The following is a 22,093-nucleotide window of genomic DNA, read 5'->3' on the forward strand; positions in this document are numbered from 1 at the left end:
TTATCCCTTCGGGGTGGCGAGCAGGTCGACGTTGCCGTCGAACTGCCACAGCGGGTTGGGTGCGTCCCCGGTCGGGGTGCGGACCAGGAAGTAGCCGTTGACTTCCTTCGGTCCGTCGCCGTCGGCCATGAAACGACCGTCAGGTGTGAGGTCGAGCTGGTAGATCGCCGTCCCCACGACCTCGATGCCGGGCAGATGCCAGGACACGACGCAGCGCCAGTCGTTGCCCGGCCCCTCGGCGGCGACCTTGACGCTGCCCTTGTCGCACGTCGCCGTGGCCTTCAACTGCGCTTCTGTGACGGCGGGGCGGTTGAGCTGCTCGGTTTGCAAGCGATAGAGGTGGGCGAACGCCGTGGCAACCGAGCGCTGCACTTTGTCCTGCTCGATCCCGGAGCCCGAGGCCCCGCTCGCCGAGGCGAGCACCGCGACCGTCACGGCGACCAGAGCGGCGAGCGGCAGGCCTGCGGCGGTGACCGCGCGGCGCCCCGAGCCGTCGTAGGTCGGGTTGGTGAAGTCGCGCCGCAGGAAAAGCACGTAGGCCAGCGCGGTCGCGGTCACGGCCCACAGCAGGCTGACCACGATGCCGATCAGGAGCGGGCCGAGCTGCATGGGGCTGGTGAACAGGCCGTTCCAGGCGATGAAGGCGTAGCTGGGCAGGGCGAGGCGTACGGCGACGGGCAGCGGCATCATCTGGGCGAGCTGCATCGCGAGCGCGACGAGCGCGGGCAGCAGCAGTCCCATCGGGGAGCGCCCCAAAGTGACGGACCCGAGCAGTCCGATCGCGGCGAGGGCCAGGGTCGGGGCGAGTACGCAGATCCAGGCGAGCAGGACCTTGCCGGCGGCGTCCGCCGGGCTCAGCAGGTGGCCGTCGAGGCCTGCCAGCGGCTGGTTGCCGACCGCGACGATCCCGCCGGCCGTGCTGGATGCGGCCAGTCCGGCCACGAGCAGCAGGATGACGGTGAGGCTGGCCAATGCCTTCGCCGCGAAGATCCGCCTGGGTGAGCGGACCGCCACGAGCAGGTGGCGCCAGGTGCCGAGCCGGTCCTCGGAGGCGAACACGTCGCCGGCGACCACCGAGGTCAGCAGCGGGAGCGCCCAGGTGCCCGCGAAGCCGAGCATCACCAGCGTTCCGGCCCACCCGGTGGCGTGCATCCAGCGGCCGAAGAGGGTGTCGGAGGGGAGTGTGCTCTGCTGGCTCACCGCGGCGACGAAGAGCGCCGGCGCGATCCAGCAGGCGAGGACCAGCAGGCGGATCCGCCATTGCGAGACCAGCTTGACCAGTTCGAAGCGGTAGGCGCGCGGAACGGAGACGCGACGGGTTTCGGCAACGTTGTCGTGGGTGAGGGTCGCGGTCACCGGCCGGTCTCCTTCTGCTCGGTGAGGGCGAGGAACGCGGCTTCGAGCGGCGACACCAGGGGGGCGAGCTCGCGCAGCGCGATGCCCGCCTGTACGAGCCGCACCACCAGTTCGTCGAGGGCGGGCACCGGCGCGCGCACGACGAGCGCCTCGGCGTCGTGGCGTGTCCCGGTGTCGTCGACGACGCGGATTGCGGCCATGTCGAGGGCCAGCCGGCGGGCGGCCTGCGGGTCGGAAGTGAGCAGCCGGTAGTCGAGTTCGCGGCTCTCGGCGGCCAGCTTGCTCAGCGGGCCGGAGAAGACGACCCGTCCGGTGGCGACGATGGTGGCCTCGGAGCACAGTGCCTGGAGGTCGTCCATGCGGTGGCTGGAGAGCACGACGCTGGTTCCGTCCGCGGCGAGCCGGGTGAGGACACCGTGTACGTGTTTTTTGCCGGCCGGGTCGAGGCCGTTGGAGGGTTCGTCGAGCACCAGCAGCCGGGGCTTGGTGAGCAGGGCGGCGGCGAGTCCGAGCCGCTGGCGCATGCCGAGGGAGAAGCCGCGGGCCTGGTCGTCGGCGACATCGGTGAGCCCGACCTGGTCGAGCACGTCGTCGACCCCCGCTGTCCGCGCGTCGTGGCCTCGCAGAGCGGCCAGCGCGGCGAGGTTCTGCCGGGCGGTGAGCGAGGGGTAGAGGCCGGGTCCGTCCACGAAGCCGGCGACGCCGTCGGGGGCGGCGAGCGCGCGCCTGAGCGGCGTGCCCAGGATCTCGAGGTGGCCGCTGTCGGCGACGGCCAGGCCCAGCAGGAGACCGAGCAGCGTCGTCTTGCCGGCGCCGTTCGGTCCGACCAGGCCGTGGATCTGGCCCTGCGCCACGTCCAGATCGACGCCGTCGAGTGCCACGACGTCACCGAAACACTTGGTGATCCCGCGCGCCTGAACTGCGAGAGGTGTGTCCATGAGCCCCTTCTTCCGAAACACTCAGGGACCTTAGGGACGGCACACAACGCAGGCACAGGCGGCTGGCTGAACGTCCAGGAAACGGATCGTCAAGGCGTCGGCAAGTCCGGGTGCACAAAATGGCCAACATCGAGCCAGAGTTGGGCAACTCAGGAGGCACCGGGTCCACACGAAGTACCGTGGCCCGCGTCTCGGTGCGCTGCCGGCGAGCGAAGCGGCCGCCCGCGGCGCGCTGCGCGGACGTGGCGACGGCGCCGAAGGCGGCCGGTCCGGCGCTGCCCCCGGCGGCCGGCCGCATTTGCCTGCCGAAGTGGAAGAGCGCGGTGGTGCCTGCCGTCACCGACGCCCGCGCCGGCCGCCTGCTCGCGGCGGTTCGCGACCGGGTCACGTACCCGCAGGAGGACTGGACGCTCAAAATCGTCGTCACCGACCACGTCCACCGCGACGAGGGCAGCCACCGCGGCCGCTCCGGCCTGGAGACCACGGCGTGAACCGCCTGCGCGGGCCCGGGCTCGCAGCCGGCGCGCCGGACCGCGAGCGGCGCCACGAGGAGGTGGCGGCCCAGGTCCTCGCCTCCCTCGGCTGGACTCCGAACGCCGAACTCGCACTGGGCGCCCGACGGGCGGGCCCGCTCCAAGTACGCCACGGACAGCGGGCCGGACGGAGCCGAACACAGCCGGCAGAGCCCAAAGGCGTACATCCCCGGACTGACACGCCGCCCGGAAATCCGCCGGAGGCTCGATGCCGCCCGGCGGCTCACCCTGAAGGGTGGCAGCATGGGTGAACCCAGAACGCTGACGAAGCGTCATAAGTGTTCCCCCCCAGGCCGGTTGGCGGCTCACGACCGCCTCCTTGCAGGACCGCGACGGTGCGTTCCGCATCACCGCCGCGCTGCGCGAGACGTTCTCCACGATCACCCTGGCGTGGGCCGACGCCGGGTACACAGGCCGGTTCGTCCGCGACGCGCGCAAGATCTGGGACCTGGCCGTGGCGATCGTCAAGCGCCCCGACCAGACCAAGGGCTCTGTCCTGCTCCACCGCCGCTGGGTCGTGGAACGCTCCTTCGCCTGGCTGACCAAGTTCCGCCGCCTCGTACGCGACTACGACACCCTCCCAGCCGCCCGCGAAGCCGTGATCTGGACCGTCGCCACCTGGCAGCTCAGCAACCGCCCCACCCGCTGACCCAGTTCACAGACGCTCTCCAAGGCCCCCGTCCAGGTAGCGATGGCATGCCTCGCGGGAGTACAGGCCGGCCTCTGTCACGATGCAGGAGTCATGACGGGAAGCTGGTGAAGCCGTGAACGGCCCGTTGGCCGACGCAGATCGCATCCCTGTGACATGACCGAGCTGTCAAAGAACGGGGGCCGCATCGGACGTCACTCGATACCAGCCTGTCACTCTCTTCCTCGCTGAAGGTAGGTCATGTAGTGACTCCCCATGTGATGCGGTAGTCGCACTCTCCGGAACAGGTGAGCACGCTCGTCTCGTCGTCATTGACGTACGAATAGGCGAAGGGCTCCGCCTTCTTGAAGACTGCGGCAGAGTTGACGGGCCAGGACGAGGGAACGCACTGCGGCCGGGCGGCGTTGGGGCCGGTGCAGCAGGTTCGGTCCGTCTTGAAGACCAAACAGGCGCTCAGGCAGGCCACGACATGGCCGTCACGGATGCGCTGGAGCTTTGCGGGGCACGTAGCGTTGGCGTCACGCGTGCAGCCCGCGGCCGAACATCCGTTGGCATCGATCTTGTCGTGCGAGGTGCCGCCGGAACTGTTGATCCACATCGGGAGGTTGTTGCCCTCGACCAGGCTGACGTCGTAGAAGTCCATGCCGGTCCAGGCGTTGAGGTTGAACTCGGCGAGTGTTGAGGGGAACTCGCCCCAGGTCCGTCCGCACTGGAAGTGCCCGCAGTCACCGGTCAGACAGTGACCGTTGCCGGCAGCGTCGAAGTCGCAGCCGGTGCGCGCCCACACCCGTACGTCCCAGTGGTCCGGGATCGTGAAGCTGAGGCTGCCGCCGGGCGGCAGGACCCAGCCCGTGGCCTTGACCGGGTGCACGGGGTCTGCGGCGATGGCGGGCCAGATCGTCTGGTCGAGCCGGTTGACCAGCGTCATGGTCCGTTCGCCGGGCCCGGCCGCCGGCGCCGACGGCTTCTTGACGGTGGGGGACTTCGAAGCGCGGACCGTGGCGGACGGAAGGGCGTTCGGGGAAGCGGAGGGCCGCGGCGAGGCAGAGGCACTGGCGGAAGCACTGGCGGAGGCACTGGGCAGGGAGGCTCCCCCGGCACCTACCGTGCGCGGCGCGGACGGCCGGTCGGCAGAGACGGTGCCCCCTCCCGGCCCGGTGTCCGTCTGCGTGCGGGCGAGCAGCACGCCTGTCGTCAATGCGAGGCAGGCGAAGACGGCCGCACCGGCCGCGCGTACGCCGCCGCGCGCGGTCAACGGGCGCCGTGGCACGCGCCTTCGCCTTCCGGAAGCACCCGTCGGCCGACTCCGTCGGCGCTTCGACGGCGGGGGATGATCCATGTTCACTTCTCCTGTTCTGTTCTGTCCTGTCCGCATCCGCGCACCGCCGAGTCATGGCGGGTCGGCGGAGGCCTACATTCAGGAGACGACGTGTGGGGTCGTGGACAACGAAAACTGGGCCGGCAGCCGGCGGAGGAGCTCGCCCGGCCCTTCCGGCCGATGGCCCATGACGCACACAGCCCCGGCGGATCCTGGCCGGGGCTGAACGTGTGCGTGGTCATGAAGGGCGGTCGCCTACGCGGCGAAAGGCTCCATGAGGCTTCACCCGAACGATCGTCCCCATGGGCAATAGGTGAGGCCCGGGGACACTCCACCGCCAAACGGGCCGTGGTCCGGTGGCACCGCGACCGAAAAATCAACGTTCAGGGGGTTGGCCGGCGTGCGGCGGGACGGGACCGGGACGGTGCCGAGCACACCCGGTAGCGGTTTCCGGCCGGTCCGTCCGGTGCCGGTGCCGGTGCCGGTGCCGGTGCCGGTGCCGGTGCCGGTGCCGGTGCCGCTCCAGTGTTCCGCGCGGAGCCCGGCCCGGCGGGCGCTGTCGACGTTCTCCTGCCGGTCGTCCAGGAAGAGGCAGTCCGCGGGCCGGGCGCCCGGCTGCTCGGCCAGGACGCTGCACACATCCGGGTCCGGCTTGGCCACGCCGAGTTCACCCGAGAAGAGCAGATGCCGACCAGCCTGCGGCGTCCGGCCTTCCTCAGCGGGTCGGGAGAGCCGAACCGTTCGAGCATCAGCAGCACGGCCGGGTGCTGGACGCGTGGGCCTGGGGGAAGTAGGCGTCGACGTCGGTCACGCCCAGCATGTCGACCAGGAACTCGGTGAACTCGTGGACCCGGCCGACCGGCGAACGGGCCTGGTCGGCCGGCTCGTTGCCTCGTCCCTCGGCGACGGCGCGTGCTGCGCCGAGCCGCGGATAGTTGTCGCGGACCATGGCCACGCAGGAGTCCGACAGGGCCACCACGTAGTCGTAGCCGTCGAACGCCTTGGCCGTGCGGTGCACCAGCGGCTCGGTCTCCCGGCCGGTAGCCGGTGTTGTACTGCGGCTGGCCGCAGCAGGTCTGCTCGAGGGGGAAGTCCACCTCGACGCCGAGCCGTTCGAGGACGGTGACCGTGGCGATCGCCGCAGCCGGGCGAATGGTTACCACGAGCGGATCGTGGCAGACGTGCCGGTGGACGGCCGACGTGCGCGCAACCCAACTGCGAGTTCCTCGCGTTCGTCGGTGGTCAGCCGGTCGTCGCGCTCAGCGTGGTCGGCCCCGGCCTGACGGGGAGCCGGTCCCCTTTCTCAACGGCCTCGGCCAAGACCGCGAGGCAGTCCTGGCCGGGCTCGCTCTCCCCTACGGCAACGGCCCCACCGAGGGCGTCAACACCAAGAGGAAGCTGATCGCGCGGCAGATGTACGGTCGAGCCGGCTTCCCGATCCCCCGCCACCGCATCCTCTTGGCGTGACCTCACATTCCGTCACCACCGAAAGTGCGACAAAGCCGTTTGCTGTGCACACCCCTTCACAGCGGCCGGCCCGCCTTGAGGGTGCGGGGCTAGCCGGTGGTGCCGAAGGTGACGCGGTAGTAGCAGGCGCCCTTGCACGGCATCGTCGCCCCGTCGTCGAAGGCGTACGAGTAGGCGTAAGGTGCGGCCTTCTTGAAGACCTGGGTGTAGTCGACCGGCCATTTCGAGGGGACACAGTGTTCGCGGCCCGCCCACTTGTTGAGGCAGCAGTATGTGTCGCCGCCGAACGCTGCGCACGGCGGTTTGCAGCCCACGACCTGGCCGTTGGAGAGGGCCTGCATCTGGCTGGGACAGTTGACCTCCGTGGTGCAGACGCCCTTGTAGCATCCCGCGGGGCTGACCGGGTCGGTGGTCGTGGTGTGGGAGATGTTGATGTACATGGGCAGGTTCGAGCCGTCGACCATGCTCACGTCGTAGAAGTCCATGCCGGCGTACGCGTCGAAGGAGAACTCACCCAGGGTGGTGGGCGGGTTGGGGCCGTTGCAGACGCTGGTGCAGTCTCCGGTCGCGCAGAACCCCGCTGCCGTGGAGGTGCATCCCGTCCGGCCCCAGATGCGTCCGCCCCAGTTGTTCGCCACGGTCAGCGACAGGCTCTGGCCCGGCGCCAGCTTGCGGCCTTCCGGGTAGACCGAGGTGTTGGTGACGACCGCCCAGACCGTCTTCTGGGTGCGGTTGACGACCGTGATCAGGCGCTTGCCCGCCGGCGCGGTCGACGGCTGCTGCGCGGGCGTGCCCGCCCCGCCCCCTGCCTTGCTCCCGCTGTGCGCCGACGCGCTCGCCGTGGCGGAAGGAGAGGGCTTGTGGCTCGGCGATGTCGACGGGGAGGGAGAGGTTCTCGGCGTCCGAAACGGGGACGCGGTGGCCGTGGGTTCTCCGGCGGCGACCTGCCGGTTCGCCGTGGGATTGCCGTTGGTCCCGGACGGTGACCAGACGCTGTAGGTGATCAGGACCGTGGCGGCCGTCGCGAGGGCGACTGCCCCGGCGTACCACCAGCGGTGTCGCGGAGGTCTCGCGCCGTGTCGACTGCGTCCTCGTGCCATCCTTGTGCCTTCCTCGTGCTCTTCGGGTGCGTGCGCACGTATCGGTGACCGTGTCGGCGGCAGCCTGACAACACAAATTTCACATCCCCCCTGCCGAACTTTCTGTTGTCCGCGTGTGCGCCGGCGGTCTCCGTTCAAGGGAGCGTCCTCACGGTCCGGACTGCGGGCCGGGGAAGCTGCCACAGCTGGACCCACACGCAGAGGAATGGACCTACATGCTCAAGATTCACCGGAGTGGACCCGGCACCGGGGTGGTGATGGCGGCGCGCGCCGGTGACCGACAGTCCTTGGATCATCTGGTGGCTCAGTGCCTGCCGCTGGTCTACAACATCGTCGGCAGGGCCCTGAAGGGTCACGCCGATGTCGACGACGTCGTACAGGAGACGCTGTTGCGCATGGTGCGAGGACTGCCGGAACTGCAGGAACCCTCCGCGTTCCGGTCCTGGCTTGTAGCCATCACCATCAGGCAGGTACGGGACCGCGAACGTGTCAGGGCCACGGCGCGCACCCGTGATACGCGCCTGGAAGAGGCGGAGGCGATACCCGACCCCGCGCTGGACTTCGCGGGCCTGACCATCCTGCGCCTCGGACTGACCGAGCAGCGCCGTGAGGTTGCCGAGGCCACGCGCTGGCTGGACCCGGACGATCAGGACCTGCTGTCCCTGTGGTGGCTGGAGGAGACCGGCGAGCTGGAGCGGGCCGAACTCGCCTCCGCCCTCGGGCTGTCAGCCCGTCACGCGAGCGTGCGTGTGCAGCGTATGAAGAAGCAGATGGAGGTTTCACGTCTGGTGGTGCGCGGCCTGGGAGCCGCCCCGGGCTGCTCCGGGCTTGACGAAACCGCATCGACGTGGGACGGCACGCCAAGCCCTTTGTGGCGTAAGCGGTTCGCCCGCCACATCCGCGGCTGCCCAGTCTGCGCGGGCCTGGACCGGAAGCTGGTCCCCATGGGCCGCCTGCTGAGCGGTTTGCCCCTGCTCGCCCTTCCCACCAGCCTCGACCCGGCCCGCGTGCTCGCCGCTGTCACCGGAAGCGGTACGCCCCCTTCAGACCTCGGCACCCACCATGGGCTGTCGTCCAACACCGGCGGCTCCTCGGAGCCCGCGCGTGCGGCGGGAGTCGGGCGCAGCCATCGGGCGAATCGCAGACGCCCGGCGCGCCGGCCCGACCGAAGGGCGACACGTGCCGTCCCCAAGCCGGTCCTCGGCGGCGCGGCGGTGGCACTGGTCGCGGTGGCCGTACTGGTCGCGGCCCATCTGACGCCTGGTTCTTCTGCCCCTGCCGCGAAGACGACACTGCCCGCCCCGCCCACCCGGGCGGTCACCGCGTCCCCGAGCCCTTCGCCCTCGGTTGTCCGGTCCGCCTCACCCAGCACGTCCCCGACGCGGACGGCGGCACCGACTTCCAAGCCGACGCGTACCGCCGGGGCCGCGGCCCCGGTGCAGGTCATCTCCTCCGCCAAGAAGGGCGTAGGCGTGTGGTCCTTCAACGGAGCGAGCCAGGCGCTCGCCACATCCGGGGCGAGCTGGTACTACACCTGGGCCACCCAGCATCCGGGCGTCACGACACCGCCGTCGGCGACCTTCGTGCCCATGATCTGGGGAGCGGCCTCCGTCACCGACGCCTCCCTCGCCCAGGCCCGCGCGCACGGCCCCTACCTGCTCGGGTTCAACGAGCCCGACATGGCCCAGCAGTCGAACATGACGGTCGAGCAGGCGCTGGAGCTGTGGCCGCGGCTCATGAAGGCCGGCAAGATCCTGGGCAGCCCGGCGGTAGCGACAGGCGCGGACGTCCCCGGCGGCTGGCTGGACCGCTTCATGTCCGGCGCTGCGGCCAGGGGGTACCGGGTCGACTTCATCACGCTCCACTGGTATGGAGGGGACTTTCGCACCCCGCAGGCCGTTGATCAGCTGAGGTCGTACCTGGAGTCCGTCTACCAGCGCTACCACAAGCCGATCTGGCTCACCGAATACGCGCTGATCGACTTCTCCCACGGGACCCGCTTCCCCACCCCGGCGCAGCAGGCCGCCTTCATCACCGCGTCCACAAAAACCCTCGACTCCCTTCCCTACCTCCAGCGCTATGCGTGGTTCGGGCTCGGCGCCGACCCGTCGAAGCCGAGCAGCGGCCTCTTCACGAACGGCACGACGACGACCGCAGCAGGCCGGGCCTTCCAGGCCGCGCACTGACCCGGGGCACGACGAACACCCCCGGCCGGGGCGGCACTTCCCCGGCCGGGAGGAGGAAACGCTCGCCACCCGAGGAACGCAGGCACAGCTCATCGCAGCCCAAAGATCGAAAACACGGTGTCATCACCGTGGACCCACGCGCGGGACATCCACCATGCCCCAAGGGGGCACCTGGGGTCACCGATGTCCGGCATCTTCACGAGCTGCGACGAAACAGCCATCGGGATCCCCGTCGAAGACGCCTCCGGCCATCGCCAACAGGCAGGTCAGCCAGGCGAAGTGCCATCAGGACACCACCTTCAACCACCACCCCCTGAAACGAGAGGGCAGGGCCATGCCGTGCAGCATGGCGGTGATGTCGCTGGAGTTGAGGTGGGTGTGACTGCGTATGGCCGCGGGCTCGGGCCGGGCGGCTGAGCGTTGCAGGCCGCGGGTCAGCGCATTGCTGAGCGAACACTATGAACATAATGATCAAGAGCGTGGCCCCTCGGCTGCAGCCTCCTTAGCATCACCACTCGCGGCGCAACGGTGCGCCCACGAGGACAGGAAGCCGCACCTTGGACAGGTCCAGCACGCTCGCACGCATCCCCAGATGGTTCCGGTCCGGTAAGCAGCGCCGCGTGGGGCTGGCCGCCTGTCTTGCCGGGGTGGTCATCGGCGCACTCACGAGCACATCTTCCGCCCATGCAGACGCGGGCCATCCGGCATCCGTCGCATGCCCGTCAAGCCTGACGGGAAGGGCCACGTGTTACACCGGTCAGGATGCGAACGGCGCCTACTACGCGATCGCCATCCCCAAGACATGGAACGGCTCGCTCGTCGTGCACGCCCACGGCGGTCCCGACCTCGGCGAAGGCTCCGACCCTGCCCGCAGCATCAACGATCTGGACCGCTGGTCGGTCATGGTGGACGAGGGCTACGCCTGGGCCGGCTCGTCCTATCGTCGCGGTGGTTACGGCACCCGGATGGCGGCCGCCGACACCGAGAACCTGCGCCGCCTGTTCGTCCAGGAGTTCGGCAAGCCGAAGCGAACCTACGTGCACGGCCAGTCCTGGGGCGGGAACGTCGCCGCCAAGGTCGTGGAACTTTACGGCAAGAAAAACGGCCCGTACGACGGAGCCCTGCTCACCAGCGGCGTCCTCGGCGGCGGCTCACGCGGATACGACTACCGGGTCGACCTGCGTGTGGTCTACCAGTACTACTGCCAGAACCACCCCCGTCCCAGCGAGCCTCAGTACCCGCTGTGGGAAGGGCTGCGCGCCGGCTCGACCATGACAGCCGCCGGGCTCCGCGCCCGCCTGCAGGAATGCACGGGATACGCTTCCGCCCCGCAGGATCGGACCGCGCTGCAGCAGCGCAACCTCGACGACATTCTCGCCGTCACAAAGATCCCCGAGCGCACCCTGGAGTCACATCTGCAGTTCGCGACCTTCACCTTCCGCGACATCGTGCACAACCGGCTGGGCGACCGCAATCCGTTCAGCAACCAGGGCGTGTGGTACTCCGGTTCACATGACGACAAGGCGCTCAACGCCGGCGTCGAGCGGTTCTCTGCCGACCCGACCGCTGTACGGGACCTGTCCTATGACAGCGACCTCACCGGCAAGGTCGACATCCCGGTCCTCACCCTCCACGCGATCGACGACCCGACGGCGTTCGTCGAACACGAGGCGGCCTACCGAGCCACCCTCCAAGGCGCGCACCGGGCAAAGTACGTGGTGCAGACCTTCACCAAGGAGAGCGAGCACAGCGCACTGAGCAACTCCGAGTACGCCAACTCCATCTCCACCCTGGACAGGTGGGTGCGCACCGGAAAGAAGCCGACGCCCCAGTCGATCGCGGCATCCTGCACGCGGTTCGATCGTACATACGGCACCGGCTGCCTCTACGACCCGAGCTTCCACCCGAGCTCCTACGCCTCACGGGTCAATGCACGGCCGGGCGGACTCGTCTGGCCGGCCATGACCGCCGCCCAGGAGAAGTCCTGGAGCCTCATCGACGGCGTCGGTATCGCTCCCTGAGGTCTCCGGCTCACCACACCAGCCAGAGAGGTGACAGCGAGGTGATGTCGGTTCCGGCGCGCCGGCCACAGCGCGCCGGAACCGGTCGTCTTCGCGCGCCACTGCACCTCCGCTGCCCTCAACATCAAAAATGCCACCGGGCGGGCGATGTTCACCGCACTCGCCGACATCGGCACCGAAGGCAAGATCCGGGGGCACTGCGCACCGCCACCGCCGCCAGCAAGTTCTTCGTGGCAGCGGCGGGGCACCCGTTCTTGCCATGATCCGCCTCGGCTATTCGTCGTCCAGGTCTTCGCGGCGGAGTGTCGGAACGTCAGGCCAACTGAAGCCCCAGTCCCAATGGCGTGGACGAGCACCGGTGTTGGCTGGCGTGCAGTTCAGCCGCCCAGCCGGCGAGGGCTACGTATGCCCACTTGTTGCGCCCAGCGACGGTGAACGGGGCGCGGAAGGGTGATCCTCAATCCAGGACAGGCCGCCCATGCTCACCTACCCTGCGGTGGCGCTGCCCCGGTTCTCCTCCCCCGCCGTCCGACAGACCGCGGCTGACAAGACAGCCAAGGCAACCGCCCAGCCCGCCCCCGCCGGGCTCATTCGCAACCACCTCGGCCAGCAGACCCGAACTACGCTCCGCCGCGGAAATCACCACCGCGCTTGCCCGGGCCCACCCCGACCGCACCATCAAGACCACCGTGGTGCGCACCACGGCCGACAGCCTGGTCGCCAAGGGCCACGCCCACCGGACCAGGCAGTGCACCTCCGGCTGAGCTGCAGAACCGCGGCCTCGGCACCGAACTCCGACAGACACGCCGTCACCGGAGTCCGCTCTGGCGACGGAGGCGGTGCTGCCCCTTCACGCTCTCGGTCACGTGGTCTCCTCTGTCCGGCGCGGCGATGGACCGCGTGGACTACGTGTCGGGGCCGATCAGTCCGTTCAGAGCCGCCATGGAAATCGCGTCGGCCTGTTCCTCGTCGAGCGGGGCGTGCCCGCTCATCAGGCGGAAGATGAGCGGGCCGAAGAGAATGTCGGTCGCCGTCTCCGCACTGACGCCGGCACGGGCCTTTCCCTGTGTGGCGAGCCGTTCCCACAGCAGGGCGATGGCTTCGCGGCGGGCTTGGAGGAAGTAGGTGCGAAAGTACGGGGCCGCTTCGGGATCAGTGGCGCACGCGGCCAGCAGCTGCCGGAAGACCTGGCCTGTGTCGCTGGCGTAGAAGGCGCTCACGCGGCGCACCTGTTCACGCAGGTCGGCGGCGGCGTCCCCGGTGTCCGGCAGCGGGATCGCGTCGGCCATCCGGCGGCCGAACGCCTCGGCCGCAACGGCGGTCCGGGACGGCCAATGCTTGTAGATGGTCATCTTGCTCACACCCGACCGCGCGCTGATGGCGTCGACCGTGGCCGCCGCGATTCCGCCCTCGGCGAGCAGCTCAGCGGCCGCGGCCAGGACCGCTTCTCTCGCACGCACGCTGCGGGGGTGGACCGCCGGCGCGGGCACCGCGGAGGGCGGCTCAGCCGGCAGCGACATCGTCGTGATCCGTACTCATGGCCACCTCGCGCCACTGGTCCAGCTCGCTCTGCACGAATCGGAGCTTGTCCTCCACCCGGGCCACGCAGTCTGCCCCCAGTTGCAGGCGCAGCGGGGCCTCCTCGCTGCCGCCGAGGCCGACGATGATGCGGGCCGCCTTGGCGGGGTCTCCCGGCTGGTCATGGTTGCGGTCCGCGGCGAAGGTCCGGGTGCCGCCCGCGGTGGCCTGGTAGTCGTCGATGACGTTCGTCTCGGTGTGGAGGCTGGAGCCGTCGAGGAAGTCGGTGCGGAAGAGGCCGGGTTCGACCACGGTCACCTTGATTCCCAACGGCGCGGTCTCGGCCGCGAGCGCTTCGGACAGGCCCTCCACGGCGAACTTGGTGGAGGCGTAGACGCCCCAGCCGGGAGCGCCCGTGAAGCCGCCGACGGAACTCATGTTGAAGATGTGGCCCGAGCGGCGTTCGCGCATGCCCGGCAGGACAGCGCGCAGCATGTTGAGGGTGCCGAAGACATTCGTCTCGTACACCGCCCTGGCCGCCTCGTCCGAAACTTCCTCGACCACACCGAGCAGGCCTCGGCCCGCATTGTTGACGAGGACGTCGATGCCGCCGAACCGTTGGGTCGCCGCGGCGGTGACCGCCCGCGCCTGGTCCTCGTCTGTGACATCCAGGGGCAGAACGAGCAGCGCGTCTCCCGCGTCGGGAAAGTGAGCGCTGACCGCCCGCGGATCGCGGGCGGTGGCCACGACGTCGTGCCCGGCCTCGAGGGCGGCTCGCGTGATCCGCGCGCCGAATCCGCGGGAGGCTCCAGTAACCATCCAAGTACTCATTGCCTGTGGCTTCTTTCATGCAGTGAGGAGTGGGCTTTCCCGCTCAGCCGACGGAACGACAGGTCACCGCCAAGGAGGGACGAGCCAGGCGCGGACACAGCTGCCTGCGCCGAGCGACGCCACGATGCCTCTCATTTACTGTACGTACAGTACACGAAAGGGTCCGCAGCCAGCGGGCGTCGAGGGCCGGCACCTTCCTCCGGCAGGCTTCCACGGGCCTCGGGCGACGGCTGTCCGTTTCAACCGGTGAAGGGGTGGGGTTTGTCTTGGCAAGGTGTGCTGCACAGCTCGCGTGAAATCGCCCGCGCGCAGGTACGGACGGCGGGTGTCACGAATTTGTGGTCTGCGGTTGCGCTGGGTACGACGACGGACAGGGCGGCGCAGACCGTGCCGTCGGGACCGTGGAGGGGTGCGGCTACGGAGGTTCGTGGCCACGGGGTGGTCAGTGTCACGGTGGCGAATCCGCCGCGGCGCACCTCGGCCAGGACCCGGCGCAGTTCTGCCGGTCCTTGCGTGCGCCGATCAGCCCCCTCAGCGGGGAGGTTGTCCAGAACCCGGTCCTGCACGGATGGCGGTGCGCCGGCGAGCAGGACGAGGCCGACGCCTGTGGAGTGCAGTGGCATACGTCCGCCGACGCGGTACAGCACCGGGTCGGCGTCGTGGGCGGACAGCCGCTCGACCAGCAGTGCCTCGTCGCCGTCGCGTACGGCCAGAAGGACGTGCTGGCGGGTGACGTGGAAGAGGTCTTCCATGAACGGCATGGCGACGGCGCGCAGGCCGTGGCCGCGCGGCGCCAGCGAGGCGATCTCCAGGAGCCGCAGGCCGATGGTGTACCGGCCGTCCTCGCGGCGTTCCAGCGCGCCGGTGCCGGTCAGTTTCCTGGCCAGGCGCAGCGTGGTACTGCGCGGCATGCCGGTCAGGCGCGTCAGGTCGGCCAGGGACAGGACCCGGTGTGCGGGGTCGAAGGCGCCCAGCAGCGCGAAGGCCCTGTCGATGACCGCGTCCCCCTGCGGGGGCCTGCGGCCCCGTAGGGGGGATGGTTCGGGCGAGGTCCTGTCAGGCACGTTCCTGCTCCTTTGTTCCACTCAATGGCATACCTGATGCCTCTGTATGGCACGTGCTCTTAGGTTAGGGCCATGTTCACGGGCGGTGCCCGCGCGGCGCCGTGCCCCCCAGCCCAGGAGTTCTCCATGAAAGTTCTGACCAGCGACGTCTCGTTGCTCGAGGGAAAGACGACCGGGATCGCCGCACTGCCTGACGAGGCGACGGACATGCCCGTGCTGGTGTTCGTGCACGGCGGGGGAGCCACCGCGAAGAGCTTCGACATTCCCGGCCACTCCCAGATCCTGCGGGCCGCGCATCACGGATTCCCTTCCTACGCGCTCAATCGTCCCGGCTACGGCGGCAACGAGACGCTCGGTTTCCCGCCCGACTCCGACACGGGCGGGATGAGGGCCCACGCGGAGCGTCTCGACCTGGCTGTCGCCGAACTGTGGGAGCGGCACCGCGAGACCGCACCTGGTGTCGTCGTGGTCGGGTGTTCCATCGGGGCCGCCATCAGCCTGCATCTGGCCTCCCTGTGGAGCGAGCAGGACCAGCCCGGCTGGCCGCTGCTCGGTCTGGCCGCCGCGGACATCGGCCAGCTTCCGCGGGAGAACGTGGTGAACGCCTGGCGCTCCAGCGCCGTCGAAGAACGCACCGACATGACGAAGCTGCAGGCCCAGCTGACCATGCCGCCCCTGTGGGCCCTGGCCCCCTATCAGTTCGGCCTCCACGCCATACCCGGCATTCTGGAGCCCGTGCTGCGGGCCGAGGGGATGGAGGTCGTCGGCGGCTGGGTACGGGAGTGGCAGCGCGTCGCCTCCTCGATCACCGTTCCCGTCCACTACCGCCTGGGCGAGTTCGACACCATGTGGACAGTCCGGCAGGGCCTCGTCGACGAGTTCGCCGCCGCGTTGCTGACCAGTTCCCCCTACGTCGACGCGGCCCTCTTCGCCGGCTCCGCGCACGGCGTCGCGGACAGCATCGTCGGCCACGAGTACTGCCTGCAGGTCCTCGGCTTCGCGGAGCGCTGCTCCATCGCAGTCGGCGTCCCCCAGCTTCTCGGCCGCTGAACGGACACCACCACCCGCCCCATCCGCGGCACGGGACGGAGGCAGTACCTCTTCCCGCTGCGGCGCAGCACCTTGAAAGGATCACCCCATGACCACGCCGGCCGGTCTCCTCATCGACCTGCACGCCCATTTCGTCACGGAGCAGTATGTCGAGGCAGCCCGGTCGGCGGGTCACCATTACCCCGACGGCATGCCTCACTGGCCCCGCTGGGACGCCACCGAACACCTCCAGCTGATGGACCGCCACGGCATCCGCACCTCCGTGCTGTCGCTCTCGTCGCCCGGCGTGCACTTCGGTGACCATCAGGCGGCCCGGCTCCTGAGCCGGGCGGTCAACGAGTACGCGGCCGAGGTCCGGCACCGGCATCCCGGGCGGTTCGGCCACTTCGCCTCTTTGCCCCTGCCCGACGTGGAGGGTGCCCTGAGCGAACTCGCCCATGGCCTGGATGTCCTGGGCAGCGACGGCGTGGCCGTCACCACCAACACCGGCGGGGTGTACCTCGGTGACGCGCGGTACGAACCGCTGTGGAGCGAACTCGACCGCCGCCGCGGTGTCGTCTTCGTCCACCCCACCTCTCCCCCGCACGCCGATGCCGTGGCCCTGGGACGGCCCCGGCCCATGCTGGAGTTCATCTTCGACTCCGCACGTGCCATCAGTGACCTCGTCTTCAACGGCGTCATCAGCCGCTATCCCGGCATCCAGTGGATCTTCACCCACAGTGGCGGCGCGATCCCCCTGCTCGCCGACCGCATGGAGCTGTTCCGCACCGTCTTCGGCGACACCGGCCAGGCCGACACCACTGAGCAGACCGTCCTGGAGCAGATCAGCCGCCTGTGGTTCGACATGGCCGGCACCCCCTTCCCCCGGCAGATCCCCACTCTGGCCGCGGGCTTCGGCTCTGATCGCATCCTGTACGGCTCCGACTACTGCTGGACCCCAGGCTTCGGCGTGAGCGCACAGATCGCCTCCCTCGACACAGCCGAACAGCCGTCACCCGATACGTGGCACACCCTGACCACCCGCAACGCCGAACGTCTGATGCCGCAGCTCGCCCAGGGTTCGCCGGCCCAGTAGTACGGGGCCGGCGAACTCGCCCTCCCGGCCCCCGCGTCACCCATCTACCGCCCCCAGGCGCCGCGCGCGATGTGCTCGCACCGGCGCGCACACGGAAGTCGGACCACAATGACCCACGCCTCTCCCCTCAGCGACCACATCCCCGACGAGAACCTGCGGGGCAAGCGCGTCCTGGTCACCGGCGGTACCCAAGGCCTGGGGGCGGCGATCGCCGAGCGCCTCAGCCGGGCCGGCGCGACCGTCCTGGTGACCGCCCGCACCGCACCCCCGTCCGACGCGGCGCACCCGGTCTTCGTCTCGGCCGACCTGTCCACCGTCTCCGGCATTGAGACCGTTGTGGACCACGTACGCCATCACCTAGGCGGCCTGGACGTGCTCATCCACAACGTCGGCGCCAGCCTGACGCAAGGCGGCTTCGCCGATGTGGACGACCAGCAGTGGACCAAGATCCTGGACATCGCGCTGATGGCCGCCGTGCGTCTGGACCGGGCTCTCGTGCCCGGCATGGTCGCGGCCGGCCACGGTGTCGTGCTGCACGTCACCACCATCCAGCGTGGTATGCCGCTGACGAACGTGCGGCTGGGTGCGGTGGGCGGTGACACGCCGCAGAACAGCATCGCGCTGTCTGCCGCGAAGGCCGCCCTGACCGTCTACAGCAAGGGACTCGCCTCCGAGGTCGCGCCGGCCGGCGTCCGCGTCAACTCGGTCGCCCCGGGCCTCATCCTGACGCCCGCCACCGAAGAGGTGGCCGACCGGCTCGCTCACGATGCGGGAACCGACCGGGCCACCGTGCTGCGGCAGATCGCCGACGCGCTGTACCCCGGCGGGATCCCCCTCGGCCGGCCGGTGACGACCGCGGAGGTGGCCGAGCTCGTCGCCTTCCTCAGCTCCGACCGTGCCTCTGGGATTGCCGGGGCCGAGCACGTCATCGACGGCGGTACCTTGCCCACCGTGTAGGTGCATCGGCCACGGGCCGGCAGGGCCGAGGTGACGGCGGTGGGCACCGTCACCTCGGCCCTGTCAGTGCGTCCGGGTGGCTGCGGTGCACACCGCGCCGGACAACAACCACGGCGGCATCACCCTCACTGGTGTTCAACAGCCGCCCACCTGACCGTAACCGTCACCCCGCGCAACGGTCTCCCGATCAAGGGCACCATCCCCCTCACCGGCTGAACCACACCCCGCCGCCGCGCGCCCAGCCCACGGGCGCGCGGCGGCGCTCGCGACCATGACGTCCGCCGTCCTATCGAAGCCTGGGGCGATTCAGCCTGGTCCTAGCCGGAGTGGGCGGGCACGTGCCAGACGCCGGGGCGCACCTCGATGGGGCCGCCGGACCGGAAGTCGGTGGTGAGCCAGTGAGCGAGCCGTTCGAGGAAACAGGACCAACGGCGGTCGCCTGCAGCGCGTGCGATGCCGGCGCCGGTGCTGAGCGCTTCGAGGGCGGCCGGAAGGTGGCCCTCGGCGGCCTCGGCCAGGACCAGTCCGCGCAGCGCGTCGCAGGTGCTGTGCTGATGGTTCTCGGTGTGGCTGAGGGCGAGGGCCTTGGAATAGAGGTGACGGGCGGACAGAAAGTGGCCCCAGCCGTATTCGGTGTCCGCGAGGCCGATCAGGGCGAGGACCTCGCTGTGCCGGTGGGACGCCTGACGAGCGCGGCGGTAGGCCAGGTCGAAGCGGGCGGCGGCGAGGTCAGCCTGGCCTCGCTGCCAGGCCAGGCTGCCGCGGGAACACAGGGCGATCGCCTCGGCGCGCGGGTCCCGGGCGTGCCGAGCGGCGTCCAGGGCCAGCACGCTCACCCGGGACCAGGTCTTCCAGAGGAAACCCGCCTCGCAATAGCCGACAAGGCTCTCGGCCAGCGCGCCGGTCCAGGTCCACAGGCCCGCTTCGTGTGCCCGGCCCGTGAGGTCCGCGAGGGCGTCGCACTCCTCGCGGAACCAGTGCAGCGCCGCCGCGGCGCTGGCGAAGCCCGGCTGGGCAGGCCCGGTAGCGGACGGGTGGGCGGGGCGCCGGCTGGGCAGCAGGAGCCGCATGGCCCGCCAGGCATGGGCGGTGTAGGCCGCGCTGAGCCGCTCCACGGCAGCCCGGGTCCGCGTGCCGTCCGGATCCTCGTGGGCCAGCAGTTCGGTGGCGACCGCGCCGGCGAGCCCGTTCATCCGATAGCGCACCGGCCCGTCGGGCACCGTACGGGCGTCCAGCAGTCGCGTCTGGAACAGCGTCTCCAGTGCCTTCTCGCCCCGTACGGCGTGCGGCGCGGGCTTGCCGCGGACGACGGTGCCCGGTGCGGCATCGTCGCCCCACGCCGGTTCCGGGGCCGGTTCGGGAGGCGGGGTGGGCTCGCCTGCACGGTGTGGCGTCGGCTCGTTGAGCAGGGCGGCCGCGGCCCATGCCTCGAAACCGCCGGACGGAGCGAGGGAGAGCAGACCGAAGGCCCTGCGGACATGGGACGGGAGTTCATCGGCAGCGGCGGTCAGTCGGGCGCGTATGTCGAGGTCGCCGACGGCCAGTGCATCCAGTCGGGTCGCGGGGTCCCGGAGCCGGGTGAGCAGTACGCGGGCCGGCCAGGAGGGGTGGGCTCCGAACCAGGCGGCCGCCGCGCGCAGCGCCAGGGGCAGGTGCTCGCAATACGCGGCGATGGCCCCGGCCGTCTCCGGGTCCTGCCGGACGGCGTCGGCTCCCCCGCCGGCCGCACCGGACAGGAGCGCCACCGAGTCGTCCGGTGTCAGCGGCCCCAACGGCACACACACGGCGCCCTCCAGAGCGAGCGCGCGGCGCCGGGTGGTCAGCAGCAGGGTCGCATCGGTCACGGTCAGCGGGCGGACCTGCGCCTCGTGGTGGACGTCGTCCAGGACCAGCAGCACCCGGCGTCCCTCCAGCACGGTGGCCAGAAGGTCCGCCATTTCCTGCACGTCGAGCTCCGGGACGGCGTACCGTCCGGCGCGCTCGGGGGCGAATTTACGAAGCAGCAGCGCCAGGATCCGGCCGGTCGTCATGTGGCCGCCGTCGGGCGACCGGAGAGAGAGGAAGACCAGGCCGTCCGGGAAGGCGCCGGCGGTGCGGTGGGCAAGTTCGGCGGCGGCGGTGGAAGTACCCACGCCGGGGCCGCCGGTGACCACGAGGATGCCGGGCCGGCGGTCGCGCAGGACAGCCTCGGCCTCGGCCAGCTCCTTGCCCCTGCCGACAAAGACCTTGGGCATACGGGGCAGGTGCCCGACGGGTGCGGTCGGTAGCGGTGCCGGGTCCGCCCCCCGCAGGACCGTGATCCCGATCGGATCGGAGTGCGGGGTGAGGCACTCCTCGACGTGCCGGACCTCGGCCGACCGTACGATGCGCAGATGCAGCTCGCGTAGCGCCGGGCCGGGATCGGCGCCCAGTTCGTCGGCCAGCTGGGTGCACAGGGCGGCGTACCGGGCCAGGGCCTCGGATGTCTGCTGGGCACGGTAGAGGGCGACGATCAGGTGGGCGTGCAGCGACTCGCGGAGCGGGTGGGCGCGGGCCAGCGCAGTCAGCTCAGGGATGACCTGGCGATGGCGGCCGAGCCAGATGTCGGCGGAGATCCGCTGTTCCTGAACGTCCAGGTGGAGCAGTTCCAGCCGGTCCACGGCACCCCGCAGATACGTCCCTTGCGGCACGTCGGCGAGGGCCGGGCCCCGCCACAGCGCGAGGGCTCTTGTCAGTTCGCCGGCCGCCTTCTCGTATGCGCCGGCCGTGTACGAGCGGTCACCTGCGGCGCTCAGTTCCTGGAAGCAGTGCAGGTCCAGTTCGCCGGCCCCCGGATCGAGCTGGTAGCCAAAGGCCCGGGTGAGGAGCGCCGTGGCACCGCCGACGGCGAGCGTCTTGCGCAACTGGGAGACGTAGACCTGGAGGGTGCTGCGGGCGGTGCGGGGCACTCCGGCGCCCCACAGCTCCTCGATCAGGCTGTCTGTGGACACCATGCGGCCGGCGTCCATCAGGAGGCGGGCCAGGATGGTCCGTTGCTTGGCGGCCGAGGGGACCTGCGGGTGGACCTCCAGCGGCCCCAGGAGCCGAAATCTCATCGGTCAGCAGTCCTGGGCCAGCGTGACGGTGACCGCCCCGGCCGGGCCCCCGTCTGAGCTGGACAGGACGATGCTCATCGTGGTTTCGGGGCGCCCGAGGGCATCGCGGACCACCGGGCCGGCGACCACCCGGCACCGCGCCGGCATGTCGGGGAACACCTGGGTTTCGGGGAGTTCGGCGCTCCAGCGGGTGGGTATGCAGTGGGCGGCCGAGAATCCGTGCAGTTCCGCGGCGGCGAGTACGGCGGCCTGCCGGGTGGCCTCGACGGTGATGGTGATCCGGGCCCGGGAGGTGGCCACGGGGTCGAAGGCGGTGTTGGCCGGATCGGGTGCGATGTCGGCGAGCATGACGCCGTGGGAGTCGAAGCGGGGATCGGCGAGCACCACGTTGCGCGGGTCGCAGCGGGCCACCTGGGCGGGAACCGACCGCCGGGAGGGCAGCCGCCGGGGCGGTTTCCCCGTGCTCTCGGGTACGGCCGCTTCCCGCAGCAGCAGGAACCCGGAGGCGTAGGGCTTGCCCTGGACCAGGAGGGTGGCGTCGCACTGCAGGGTGGCCGGTTCAGCGGGTGGAAAGGCACCTCGTAGCCGTGACTCCATGACGGCGTGGCGCCGTTGGGTGGTGCAGCGCCAGAACTCGCCGCCCTCGACGGTCACCACGGCTCGGGCGACGGCCAGTTGACCGAGAGCGGCGAAGCGTGGCACGCGGCTGGCGGCCAGTTCGCAGATGCTGTGCATGGCCTCCGTGACGTAGTGCAGATCGAGCGGCAGGCCGGCGCCCTCCTCGTACGGCAGTTCTGCGCACGGCAGTTGGTCGGTGAGGGTGAACCGGCAGTCGCTCGGGGAGAGTGCGCCGAACAGGAACTCCTCGGCGGCGGCGGGGATGTGCGTGATCCTCCGGAAGCGGGCGGCGGCTGGCCGTTGACGCGACAGGGCTGCGGCCGTCGTCATGGCTTGAT

17 protein-coding genes and 2 pseudogenes are annotated in these 22,093 nt (G+C 70.4%); 8 read left to right on the top strand and 11 right to left on the bottom strand.

All coding sequences use genetic code 11. The features are described from left to right. Together KVT44_RS46070 and KVT44_RS46075 are read right to left on the bottom strand one after the other, a co-directional pair. Positions 1-1,356, bottom strand: a complete 1,356-nt coding sequence (locus tag KVT44_RS46070; RefSeq protein WP_217574152.1) for an ABC transporter permease — start codon at positions 1,354-1,356, stop codon at positions 1-3. Then, a complete protein-coding gene (locus KVT44_RS46075) occupies positions 1,353-2,294 on the bottom strand; it encodes an ABC transporter ATP-binding protein (protein ID WP_217574154.1) in 942 nt (313 codons plus the stop codon). The genes KVT44_RS46070 and KVT44_RS46075 overlap by 4 nt, the downstream gene beginning before the upstream one ends. 179 nt (positions 2,295-2,473) lie before the next feature. Here KVT44_RS46075 and KVT44_RS46080 point away from each other — a divergent pair, with 179 nt between their 5' ends. Beyond that, positions 2,474-2,785, top strand: a complete 312-nt coding sequence (locus KVT44_RS46080) for a hypothetical protein (protein WP_217574156.1) — start codon at positions 2,474-2,476, stop codon at positions 2,783-2,785. Between the two features lie 316 nt (positions 2,786-3,101). Continuing rightward, positions 3,102-3,476: a transposase gene (locus KVT44_RS46085; protein WP_308314301.1), complete on the top strand. Its 375-nt coding sequence runs from the start codon at positions 3,102-3,104 to the stop codon at positions 3,474-3,476. Positions 3,477-3,714: 238 nt separating this feature from the next. Here KVT44_RS46085 and KVT44_RS46090 read toward each other — a convergent pair whose 3' ends face one another. From KVT44_RS46090 to KVT44_RS46100, 3 genes and pseudogenes are all read right to left on the bottom strand, one after another. Next, positions 3,715-4,746, bottom strand: coding sequence for a thaumatin family protein (locus KVT44_RS46090; RefSeq protein ID WP_217574160.1), 1,032 nt, complete (start codon positions 4,744-4,746; stop codon positions 3,715-3,717). Positions 4,747-5,076: 330 nt separating this feature from the next. Next, on the bottom strand, positions 5,077-5,478 hold the full coding sequence (locus KVT44_RS46095) for an HAD-IA family hydrolase (protein WP_217574210.1): 402 nt from the start codon (positions 5,476-5,478) through the stop codon (positions 5,077-5,079). 100 nt (positions 5,479-5,578) lie between these two features. Next, positions 5,579-5,957, bottom strand: a pseudogene (locus tag KVT44_RS46100) (heterodisulfide reductase-related iron-sulfur binding cluster); the annotation flags it as partial. Between the two features lie 145 nt (positions 5,958-6,102). Between KVT44_RS46100 and KVT44_RS46105 the strand changes: the two are divergent. Further along, positions 6,103-6,261 (top strand): annotated as a pseudogene (locus KVT44_RS46105) (ISL3 family transposase); the annotation flags it as partial. 89 nt (positions 6,262-6,350) lie between these two features. On the opposite strand, the gene KVT44_RS46110 reads toward KVT44_RS46105, so the two are convergent. After that, positions 6,351-7,361, bottom strand: coding sequence for a thaumatin family protein (locus tag KVT44_RS46110; protein ID WP_217574162.1), 1,011 nt, complete (start codon positions 7,359-7,361; stop codon positions 6,351-6,353). A 215-nt stretch (positions 7,362-7,576) separates the two neighbouring features. On the opposite strand from KVT44_RS46110, the gene KVT44_RS46115 reads away from it, so the two are divergent. Further along, positions 7,577-9,547, top strand: a complete 1,971-nt coding sequence (locus KVT44_RS46115; RefSeq protein WP_217574164.1) for a sigma-70 family RNA polymerase sigma factor — start codon at positions 7,577-7,579, stop codon at positions 9,545-9,547. Between the two features lie 653 nt (positions 9,548-10,200). Beyond that, positions 10,201-11,568 (top strand): hypothetical protein, encoded by a 1,368-nt coding sequence (locus tag KVT44_RS46120; RefSeq protein ID WP_308314302.1) that lies wholly within the window; start codon positions 10,201-10,203, stop codon positions 11,566-11,568. A 905-nt stretch (positions 11,569-12,473) separates the two neighbouring features. On the opposite strand, the gene KVT44_RS46125 is transcribed toward KVT44_RS46120, so the two are convergent. The 3 genes from KVT44_RS46125 to KVT44_RS46135 form a co-directional block, all read right to left on the bottom strand. Next, positions 12,474-13,028 (bottom strand): TetR/AcrR family transcriptional regulator, encoded by a 555-nt coding sequence (locus KVT44_RS46125; protein WP_217574166.1) that lies wholly within the window; start codon positions 13,026-13,028, stop codon positions 12,474-12,476. A 43-nt stretch (positions 13,029-13,071) separates the two neighbouring features. Beyond that, positions 13,072-13,917 carry an oxidoreductase gene (locus tag KVT44_RS46130; protein WP_217574168.1) on the bottom strand — a complete coding sequence of 282 codons (846 nt, stop codon included), beginning with the start codon at positions 13,915-13,917 and terminating at the stop codon, positions 13,072-13,074. 239 nt (positions 13,918-14,156) lie between these two features. Further along, on the bottom strand, positions 14,157-14,981 hold the full coding sequence (locus KVT44_RS46135) for an IclR family transcriptional regulator (RefSeq protein ID WP_190174247.1): 825 nt from the start codon (positions 14,979-14,981) through the stop codon (positions 14,157-14,159). 126 nt (positions 14,982-15,107) lie between these two features. Here KVT44_RS46135 and KVT44_RS46140 point away from each other — a divergent pair, with 126 nt between their 5' ends. The 3 genes from KVT44_RS46140 (at position 15,108) to KVT44_RS46150 (ending at position 18,063) form a co-directional block, all read left to right on the top strand. Next, a complete protein-coding gene (locus tag KVT44_RS46140) occupies positions 15,108-16,031 on the top strand; it encodes an alpha/beta hydrolase family protein (RefSeq protein ID WP_217574170.1) in 924 nt (307 codons plus the stop codon). 88 nt (positions 16,032-16,119) lie between these two features. After that, positions 16,120-17,106, top strand: coding sequence for an amidohydrolase family protein (locus KVT44_RS46145; RefSeq protein ID WP_217574172.1), 987 nt, complete (start codon positions 16,120-16,122; stop codon positions 17,104-17,106). Between the two features lie 108 nt (positions 17,107-17,214). After that, positions 17,215-18,063, top strand: a complete 849-nt coding sequence (locus KVT44_RS46150; RefSeq protein WP_217574175.1) for an SDR family oxidoreductase — start codon at positions 17,215-17,217, stop codon at positions 18,061-18,063. Positions 18,064-18,380: 317 nt separating this feature from the next. Here the strand turns inward: KVT44_RS46150 and KVT44_RS46155 are convergent, their stop codons facing one another. Together KVT44_RS46155 and KVT44_RS46160 are read right to left on the bottom strand one after the other, a co-directional pair. Next, the gene (locus KVT44_RS46155) at positions 18,381-21,137 is read right to left on the bottom strand and encodes an AfsR/SARP family transcriptional regulator (RefSeq protein WP_217574177.1); all 2,757 of its coding nucleotides are present in this window, start codon (positions 21,135-21,137) and stop codon (positions 18,381-18,383) included. 3 nt (positions 21,138-21,140) lie between these two features. Next, positions 21,141-22,085: a hypothetical protein gene (locus KVT44_RS46160; RefSeq protein ID WP_217574179.1), complete on the bottom strand. Its 945-nt coding sequence runs from the start codon at positions 22,083-22,085 to the stop codon at positions 21,141-21,143. Between the last annotated feature and the right edge of the window lie 8 nt (positions 22,086-22,093).

The sequence above is a fragment of the Streptomyces sp. GbtcB7 genome (assembly GCF_019091445.1).
Lineage (GTDB): Bacteria > Actinomycetota > Actinomycetes > Streptomycetales > Streptomycetaceae > Streptomyces > Streptomyces mirabilis.

What these genes read in the sequence shown, in the direction of transcription:
- KVT44_RS46075 (WP_217574154.1), bottom strand. Translation starts at nt 2,294, where the DNA reads ATGGACACACCTCTCGCAGTTCAGGCGCGCGGGATCACCAAGTGTTTC.
- KVT44_RS46110 (WP_217574162.1), bottom strand. Translation starts at nt 7,361, where the DNA reads ATGGCACGAGGACGCAGTCGACACGGCGCGAGACCTCCGCGACACCGC.
- KVT44_RS46115 (WP_217574164.1), top strand. Translation starts at nt 7,577, where the DNA reads ATGCTCAAGATTCACCGGAGTGGACCCGGCACCGGGGTGGTGATGGCG.
- KVT44_RS46130 (WP_217574168.1), bottom strand. Translation starts at nt 13,917, where the DNA reads ATGAGTACTTGGATGGTTACTGGAGCCTCCCGCGGATTCGGCGCGCGG.
- KVT44_RS46140 (WP_217574170.1), top strand. Translation starts at nt 15,108, where the DNA reads ATGAAAGTTCTGACCAGCGACGTCTCGTTGCTCGAGGGAAAGACGACC.
- KVT44_RS46145 (WP_217574172.1), top strand. Translation starts at nt 16,120, where the DNA reads ATGACCACGCCGGCCGGTCTCCTCATCGACCTGCACGCCCATTTCGTC.
- KVT44_RS46150 (WP_217574175.1), top strand. Translation starts at nt 17,215, where the DNA reads ATGACCCACGCCTCTCCCCTCAGCGACCACATCCCCGACGAGAACCTG.
- KVT44_RS46155 (WP_217574177.1), bottom strand. Translation starts at nt 21,137, where the DNA reads ATGAGATTTCGGCTCCTGGGGCCGCTGGAGGTCCACCCGCAGGTCCCC.
- KVT44_RS46160 (WP_217574179.1), bottom strand. Translation starts at nt 22,085, where the DNA reads ATGACGACGGCCGCAGCCCTGTCGCGTCAACGGCCAGCCGCCGCCCGC.